The organism is Bifidobacterium sp. LH_558 (assembly GCF_056356295.1).
Genome location: NZ_JBKETZ010000008.1, coordinates 126,491 through 133,341 on the forward strand (window position 1 = coordinate 126,491; position 6,851 = coordinate 133,341).

At 63.9% G+C, this 6,851-nt stretch carries 7 protein-coding genes and 1 tRNA gene; 6 read left to right on the forward strand and 2 right to left on the reverse strand.

Annotation, left to right across the window (positions count from 1 at the left end; all coding sequences use genetic code 11):
• Positions 1–4 precede the first annotated feature (4 nt).
• Positions 5–1,261 carry a polysaccharide deacetylase family protein gene (locus tag AC1AV0_RS10340; RefSeq protein ID WP_476573714.1) on the reverse strand — a complete coding sequence of 419 codons (1,257 nt, stop codon included), beginning with the start codon at positions 1,259–1,261 and terminating at the stop codon, positions 5–7.
• 243 nt (positions 1,262–1,504) lie between these two features.
• On the opposite strand from AC1AV0_RS10340, the gene AC1AV0_RS10345 reads away from it, so the two are divergent.
• The 6 genes from AC1AV0_RS10345 (at position 1,505) to rplA (ending at position 5,493) form a co-directional block, all read left to right on the forward strand.
• Positions 1,505–2,713: a pyridoxal phosphate-dependent aminotransferase gene (locus AC1AV0_RS10345; protein WP_476573716.1), complete on the forward strand. Its 1,209-nt coding sequence runs from the start codon at positions 1,505–1,507 to the stop codon at positions 2,711–2,713.
• A gap of 112 nt (positions 2,714–2,825) precedes the next feature.
• A tRNA-Trp gene (locus AC1AV0_RS10350) sits at positions 2,826–2,901 on the forward strand.
• 34 nt (positions 2,902–2,935) lie between these two features.
• Positions 2,936–3,163 carry a preprotein translocase subunit SecE gene (secE, locus tag AC1AV0_RS10355; protein WP_476573717.1) on the forward strand — a complete coding sequence of 76 codons (228 nt, stop codon included), beginning with the start codon at positions 2,936–2,938 and terminating at the stop codon, positions 3,161–3,163.
• 44 nt (positions 3,164–3,207) lie between these two features.
• Positions 3,208–4,077: a transcription termination/antitermination protein NusG gene (nusG, locus tag AC1AV0_RS10360; protein ID WP_476573719.1), complete on the forward strand. Its 870-nt coding sequence runs from the start codon at positions 3,208–3,210 to the stop codon at positions 4,075–4,077.
• Between the two features lie 276 nt (positions 4,078–4,353).
• Positions 4,354–4,785, forward strand: a complete 432-nt coding sequence (gene rplK, locus AC1AV0_RS10365) for a 50S ribosomal protein L11 (RefSeq protein ID WP_476573721.1) — start codon at positions 4,354–4,356, stop codon at positions 4,783–4,785.
• 15 nt (positions 4,786–4,800) lie between these two features.
• Positions 4,801–5,493, forward strand: a complete 693-nt coding sequence (rplA, locus tag AC1AV0_RS10370) for a 50S ribosomal protein L1 (protein ID WP_476573722.1) — start codon at positions 4,801–4,803, stop codon at positions 5,491–5,493.
• A gap of 268 nt (positions 5,494–5,761) precedes the next feature.
• Here rplA and AC1AV0_RS10375 read toward each other — a convergent pair whose 3' ends face one another.
• The gene (locus AC1AV0_RS10375) at positions 5,762–6,718 is read right to left on the reverse strand and encodes a PucR family transcriptional regulator (RefSeq protein ID WP_476573724.1); all 957 of its coding nucleotides are present in this window, start codon (positions 6,716–6,718) and stop codon (positions 5,762–5,764) included.
• Between the last annotated feature and the right edge of the window lie 133 nt (positions 6,719–6,851).

The following is a 6,851-nucleotide window of genomic DNA, read 5'->3' on the forward strand; positions in this document are numbered from 1 at the left end:
AGCCCTACTGAATCGCGCCGATAAACGTATCCAACGATCCGGTGCCCTGAATGCGCACGCGGTCGAGCGCCATCGGATCGTCACCGACCTTTGCCCAGCCATACTGCGTGGTGAACGCGCACAGCACGCCGGCTTCGCGCACGGCCTCAATCGCGTCGGGCGTGGTGTCGCCGAAGGGATAGGCCAGCGCGTCAAGCGCGCCCGTAACCGTTGCGGACTGCTTAAGATCGTCGATGATCTCCTGCCGCGTCATCGCGCTGATCCGCCCGCCGTGCCCCACGTTGCCGCCGGCCTGATGCATGGCGTAGGAATGTGACTGGTATTCCAGATACGGCGTGGCGTAATCCTTCATGCGCTGCGGCACATTGCCGTCGTTGGCGATGATGAACGACGTGGCCGGCACCTGGTAGCTCGCCAGCAACGCGCCGCCCACGCTCATGAATCCGGGCTCGCCGTCATCGAAGGTGAGCACGATGCTCTTCTTCGGCAGACTGTGCGTGCCGTCGATGAACGCACGCACCTCATGCCACGAGGGATAGTAGAAGCCGTTGGAGGTCAGATACTGCAACTGCTGTTCCAGCGCGCTTTTGGCGATGTAGTTGTTGTTGAGATCCGCGGGCGGGGTCGCATCGTCGTACACATAGTGATACATAAGCACCGGGATTCCGCCGCTCTGTGTTTCCATCGAGTCGACCACGCGCACGGTGCGCGTCGCGGTGGCCAGGTTGCCTTTGGAATTGCGCACGGAATACGTCACGGTGTAGTCGCCCGCCGTGTTGGCGTCCACGGTGCCGGAGGTTTGGACGGCACTGGTGAGCACGCCGTCATCCGGGTCGATGGCATGCGCGCCGCCCTCCACATACTGTTCCCCTTTAAGCATGATGGTGGTGGCGCTGCCGTTCACACCGATGACGATGTTTCCGGGGCTGAGTTCCGGAGCCGCCGCGCGTTCCAGCGCATCATGTGTGACGGTCGGTGATGTCGGCTCGCCGGTTCCGGTTGTCGTGTTGCGGCCGCGCATCAGCGTCGGCGCGGCGAGAGGCGCGATCACCAGGGCCAACGCTGCCAGCGTACACATCGCGACGATGGCCAGCGCCGCCAGTCGACGAGTGCGGGCCTGTTTGACGGCCGCCCGTGCTGATCGGCGGCTGACATGGCCGCCGTGGCCGTAGTCGTGCATGTCGGGTGTTTGCCGGTGCGTGCCCGCATAGCGGTGCTCCGTGGCATGTCGGTTCCTGCCTAGGGTGTTCCCACTTGACACGTGTCGCAGGCTCGTAACGCGCCGCCCGTCTGTCGTGTGATTCCCGTTTGATGCGCGATGTGACCCTTGCGTGGCCATACAGTTCCCCCTCATATCCCGCTCGGACGCGTTCTTCTCTCGCTTTTCATTATTGCATCATCCATTACGTCACCCGCCGGTGCGGTACGGCCAAACAGAGGTGCCGAATATCGGGCACGGTATTCCCACGTGTTGGGGTTAGGGGTTAGCATGGTGCGCATGACTATGGCTCAGTGGCAGACCCTTTCCGACCGTATCAATCAAGTGGCTCCCAGCGCGACGCTGGCCGTCGATTCCAAAGCCAAGGCGATGAAGGCCGCCGGCGTCGACGTCGTCGGATTCGGCGCGGGAGAGCCGAATTTCCCCACCCCCGATTACGTGGTGGATGCCGCGGCCGAGGCCGTGCGCGATCCGAAGAACTACCGGTACACGCCCACCCCCGGCCTGCCCGAGCTGCGTGAGGCGATCGCCGCCAAAACGCTGCGCGACTCCGGCTATGAGGTGGACCCCGCCCAGGTGGTGGTGACCAACGGCGGCAAACAGGCCGTGTATTCCATCTTCCAAGTGCTGCTCAACGACGGCGACGAGGTGATCATCCCCGCGCCGTACTGGACCAGCTATCCGGAGGCTGTGAAGCTGGCCGGCGGCGTACCCGTCGAGGTGTTCGCCGGATCCGAGCGCGGATTCGAGCCCGATCTGGACGCGCTGGAGGCGGCGCGCACCGAACGCACCAAGGCGATCATCGTCACCTCGCCCAATAATCCGACCGGTGCCGTGTGGAGCCCCGAAACCATCAAGCGCATCGGCGAATGGGCCGTCGAACACCACGTCTGGATCGTCTCCGACGAAATCTACGAGCACCTGAACTACGACGATGCGCGCACCACCTACATCGGCGCGGCCGTGCCCGAATGCCGCGACCAGCTCGTGGTGCTCAACGGCGTGGCCAAAACCTACGCGATGCCCGGCTGGCGCGTCGGCTGGATGGTCGCCCCGCTCGAGGTGGCCAAGGCCGCCAACAAGCTGCAGGGCCATATGACCTCCAACGTGGCCAACGTGTCTCAGCGCGCCGCCCTGGCCGCCGTCTCCGGTTCGCTGGACGCGGTGTATGCGATGCGTGAGGCCTTCGACGTGCGCCGCAAGGCCATCGTCGCCGCGCTTAACGACATCCCCGGCGTGGTGTGCCCGACGCCGACCGGCGCGTTCTACGCCTTCGCCGACATCCACGGCCTGCTCGGCAAGCCGCTCGGTCCCAACGGCACCGTGTCCGAAACCTCCGCCGACTTTGCCGCCGTCCTGCTGGACGAGGCCCATGTGGCCGCCGTGCCCGGCGAGGCCTTCGGCGCGCCCGGATATCTGCGCTTCTCCTACGCGCTCGCCGACGACCAGTTGGCCGAGGGCGTGCGCCGTTTCAAGGCGTACGTCGAGGCGTAGCGACACACGGGTTGCCGAAATCGTGAAGTGCTGCTAAGGTAACACCTTGGCGGTTTTGCCCCATGCGAACGCATACGTTCTACGCATCGTGTAGCATGGGCAGAGTTCACCTAGGGAAGTGGCGCAATTGGTAGCGCAACGGTCTCCAAAACCGTAGGTTGTGGGTTCGAGTCCCGCCTTCCCTGCCAAGTTTGATAACCCAGAACACCATGAAGGATGGATATGGCTAAGACCAAGAGCAGCACAAAAGCAGTCAAGCCGAATATCTTCATGCGCGTCGGCATGTTTATCAAGCAGATCATTGACGAGCTTCGCAAGGTCGTGACTCCGACCGCCAAGGAGCTGTTCTTCTGGTCGCTGGCCGTGTTCATTTTCGTGCTGCTGCTGATGGCCCTCGTCACGGGCATGGACTTCGGTCTGGGCAAGCTCGTGCTGTGGGTGTTCGGCTGATCGAATAACCCTGAACCCACCCCAATCAAAGGTGTATAGAACGCATGAGTGATGAAGTGAATCTTGAGAATCTGGATCTCCCCCCGGTTGTCGAGGAGGAGTCCGTCGAGGTTCCCGACGTGAATTTTGAGGCTATTGACGCCGAAGCTCCCGTTGATGAAGCCGCTGAGGTCGAGACGGTTGAGGTGGCCGTCGAATCCGCGGAATCCGAAACCGAATCCGATGAGGATGCGGATGAAGGCATCGCTCCCGTTGTCGACGAGGAAACCGGCGAGATCGCCGATGACGAACCCGTCGACGCCGGCCAGAAGGCCATCGATGATTTCTCCAAGAGCCTGCGCTCCCTGGACGGCAAGTGGTACGTGCTGCACACCTACTCCGGCTATGAGAAGCGCGTGAAGGCCAATATCGAGTCCCGCGTCGCCTCCTTCGGCATGGAAGACCAGATCTTCCAGGTCGAGGTGCCGATGGAAGAGGTCGAGAAGCACACCGACAAGGGCAAGAAGGTCATCACCCGCGTGCGCGTGCCGGGCTATGTGCTCATCCGCATGTGGCCGGACGAGAACGCCCGCCGTATCGTGCGCGAAACCGAAGGCGTGACCGGCTTCGTCGGCCCGTCCAAGGATCCGGCGCCGCTCAGCCGCAAGGAAGTCGTGGCCATGATGGCGCCGATGATCGCCTCCGAGGCGCTGAAGGCCGCCGGCGACAAGCCCGCCGCCGCCAAGAAGCGCGCGGTCGAGGTCTCCTACGCCGTGGGCGACCAGGTCACCGTCACCGACGGTCCTTTCGCTACGATGGCCGCCGTCGTCTCCGATGTGGAGCCGACCACCCAGAAGCTTACCGTGCTCGTGTCCATCTTCGGCCGCGATACGCCGGTGGAGCTGGGTTTCAACCAGGTCGAGAAGCTCGCCTGAGACCAGCCCACACCAATCCTTTGCGAAACCCAGCCCCTCCGGCTGGGTTTTCGCGTTTGTGGGCGTGTATAGGATGTCCACCGGAATCGGCATAATGGGAAAGCTTGTGTCTGGAGGGGAGACCCGCCATCACAGCACAGCAATATAAGTTGCGGGAGGAGACCGCCCGCGGCTTGCTAACCCACGGCGATGAGAAACGAGTCAAGCGTCGCTTTGGGCATGCAAGACGTGTGTCGGCGACCGATTGCACCGCGTTATAGAAAGAAGAACCATACTATGGCTCCCAAGAAGAAAGTCTCGGCGCTGATCAAGCTCCAGATTCAGGCTGGCAAGGCCAATCCGGCCCCGCCGCTGGGTCCGGCCCTCGGCTCCCATGGCGTGAACATCATGGACTTCTGCAAGGCGTACAACGCCGCCACGCAGGACAAGATGGGCCAGGTCGTGCCGGTTGAGATCACCGTCTACGAAGACCGCTCCTTCACCTTCGTCCTCAAGACCCCGCCGGCCGCGGCTCTGCTGCTCAAGGCCGCCGGTGTTGAGAAGGGCACCGAGAACCCGCTGACCCACAAGGTCGGCTCCGTCACCAAGGCCCAGGTCCGCGAGATCGCCGAGATCAAGATGCCCGACCTGTCCGCCCGCGACGTTGAGGCCGGCATGAAGATCATCGAGGGCACCGCCCGCTCGATGGGCATCACGGTCACGGACTGATAAGGAGAAGGACAGATGGTAAAGCGTTCCAAGAAGTACCGCGAAGCTGCCGAGCGCATCGATCGCAACAACCTCTACACCGCCACTGAGGCCATCGCTCTGATCAAGAGCATGCCCGCCTACAACTTCGACCAGACCGTCGAAGCGGTGTTCCGTCTGAACGTGGACCCGCGCAAGGCTGATCAGCTGGTGCGTGGCACGGTCAACCTGCCTCACGGCACCGGTAAGACCGCCAAGGTCCTCGTGTTCGCCCGCGGCCCGAAGGCCACCGAGGCCCTCGAAGCCGGCGCTGACATCGTCGGCGATGACGACCTGATCACCAAGGTCGCCGGCGGCTTCCTCGACTTCGATGCCGTCGTCGCCACCCCGGACATGATGGGCAAGGTCGGCCGTCTCGGCCGCGTGCTCGGCCCCCGTGGCCTCATGCCGAACCCGAAGACCGGCACCGTGACCATGGATGTGGCCAAGGCCGTCGCCGACATCAAGGGCGGCAAGATCGAGTTCCGCGTGGACAAGAACGGCAACCTGAGCTTCCTCATCGGCAAGCTGAGCTTCGATGAGTCCGCTCTGGACGAGAACTTCAAGGCCGTGGCCGACGAAGTCAAGCGTCTCAAGCCGTCCACCGTGAAGGGCCGTTACCTGACCAAGGCGACGATCACCTCCACGATGAACCCGGGCGTTCCGGTCGATCCGAACACCCTCGCCTGAGAGCGGTTCGCGTCGCATCGATGACGTAGCCAAGACCCCGATACCTTCCGGTGTCGGGGTCTTCGCATATCTGCGGTCTTTCGTCATGCTGAGCGAAGCGGAGCGAGGCGCAAGCATCTCGAGATCCCTCGACTTCGCTCGGGATGACGAGGGGAGAGGCTCGGGATGACGAGAGAAGGAACTCCGGGATGGCGGTGGTAATGGTCCTTCGTCATGCCGAGCGAAGTCGAGGCATCTCCACAGGATGACGGCGGGGCGCGTGTTTCGCTCAGTGAGTGGCGTGGATGCGGCCCAATGCTATGGCGGTGGTGAGGACGTAGGCTTCGCGCGGGTCGGTGGCGTCCCAGCCGGTGGATTCGGCGGCGCGCTTGAGGCGGTAGCGCACGGTGTTGGGGTGCACGTTGAGCTCCTTGGCCACGGTTTCCAGCGAGCCGCCGCATTGCAGGAACGTGGACACCGTCAGCAGGGTCGGGTCGTCGGGTCCGCCCGCGGTCAGGCTGGCGTATACGGAGGCGACGAGTTCGCGGCGCGCGTCCTCGTCTCCGATCAGCGCGCGTTCGGGCAGCACGTCGTCGGCGCGCATCGGGCGCGGCACGTCATGAGGGGAGACCGCGGGTGCGGCTTCGAGCGCGAACATCACGGCGCGCACGGTGTGCATCGCGCCGGAAACGCCCTGTCGCGACGGCCCGAGGCACACCGGTCGGTCGGCGGCGAAGGCCGGCAGTGTGTGCGTGCAAGTTACCTCGGGGGTTGCGGCACCGGATTGCCGGACCAATGCGACGACCAGTCCGTCGCGTTCCCCAATCAGACTGTCGCCGCCAAGCCCCGCTATGGTGCGGGTGATCGACATACGTGCGGCTGTGGCTGCCGTGGCCACGGCGGGGCCGCTTGCAGGTGTGGGCGTGGGTGCGGCAGCACCCGCGGTACCGGTGGAACCAGCGGAACCGGCAGCGGCGCCAGCGTGCCCACCGGCGGATCCGGCTAGACCACCGGCGGAACCCGCAGCGGCACCGGCGGCCAATGCGGGGGCGACGGCGGGCGTGCCCGCGATCGCATAACAGATGAAGTCGCCGGACCAGCCCAGCAGAGTGAACAGCGAGGCGACGCGCGCATCATCAAGACCGTTGAACAGGCACTCGAACGCCGTCAGCCGCACGCGCTCATCGGCGGCATCCGGCCCGTCGGCCAGCAGATCGAGGAAGTCCTTGCTCATATCCTCCAGCATAGCCGCCCAATCCTGACGCTTTCGCCATCGACGTTCGTCGTAATGTTTGAGCGCGAAATTGGATTCCGTTCGTCATAAATAATGAGCGCGAAATCCCGCGCGGCCCGCGTCGTTCGCGGGGATGCTTGCCTTA

What these genes read in the sequence shown, in the direction of transcription:
- rplA (WP_476573722.1), top strand. Translation starts at nt 4,801, where the DNA reads ATGGTAAAGCGTTCCAAGAAGTACCGCGAAGCTGCCGAGCGCATCGAT.
- AC1AV0_RS10345 (WP_476573716.1), top strand. Translation starts at nt 1,505, where the DNA reads ATGGCTCAGTGGCAGACCCTTTCCGACCGTATCAATCAAGTGGCTCCC.
- AC1AV0_RS10375 (WP_476573724.1), bottom strand. Translation starts at nt 6,718, where the DNA reads ATGCTGGAGGATATGAGCAAGGACTTCCTCGATCTGCTGGCCGACGGG.
- rplK (WP_476573721.1), top strand. Translation starts at nt 4,354, where the DNA reads ATGGCTCCCAAGAAGAAAGTCTCGGCGCTGATCAAGCTCCAGATTCAG.
- secE (WP_476573717.1), top strand. Translation starts at nt 2,936, where the DNA reads ATGGCTAAGACCAAGAGCAGCACAAAAGCAGTCAAGCCGAATATCTTC.
- nusG (WP_476573719.1), top strand. Translation starts at nt 3,208, where the DNA reads ATGAGTGATGAAGTGAATCTTGAGAATCTGGATCTCCCCCCGGTTGTC.